This window comes from Marmoricola endophyticus (assembly GCF_014644415.1).
GTDB lineage: Bacteria > Actinomycetota > Actinomycetes > Propionibacteriales > Nocardioidaceae > Marmoricola > Marmoricola endophyticus.
Window position 1 is genome coordinate 1 of record NZ_BMKQ01000009.1, and the last position, 568, is coordinate 568.

Sequence of the window (568 nt, forward strand, 5' to 3'; positions counted from 1 at the left end):
CTTAGTAGAAAAAAGTGTAGAAACAACATCAGTATTAGCAGTATAGTTTAGCTCTTTTCTAGCTCGTTGCATACCTTCTTTAAATTCTTTATCCTTTTTATGAATCAATGGTTCGTAATATTTACGATATTCTTTTAAGTTTCTTGATAAATATGTGATATAAAAGTATTCATTTTGATATCCAACGTTTTGTGTCTTGTTAATTGCCTCTTTTGTAAAGCCTGTATATTGATATTTCTTTTCATTTTCTTTGAAGAATTTATATAAGTTATCATACTTTTCTTTTTGCGCTCGATATTCAAAGCCACTCAGCACTGTACCCACCATCATACTCATATCATCACCATTGTCATTACTGCGCATTGATCCTTTTTGATGGATGGCATCTTTGTACAAAGGTAGACTTGCATTAAATACAATGCCATGATCTTCGCAATGCACATAAACTTCTACACCATCATCTTTACCTACAACATTTGTAGCTTTAACTTTTAGTCCAAAGTTATCTTTAAAGAATTGTTCACCTACTTTTTCAAATTCTTTACGATGCTTCTTCGCAAATTCAATC

General features: G+C 31.2%; 1 protein-coding gene. It reads right to left on the minus strand.

Features of this window, described 5'->3' with window-relative positions:
* Positions 1-568: DUF1672 family protein (locus IEX42_RS18395; RefSeq protein WP_188781467.1), on the minus strand; the 568-nt coding region annotated here is incomplete at both ends.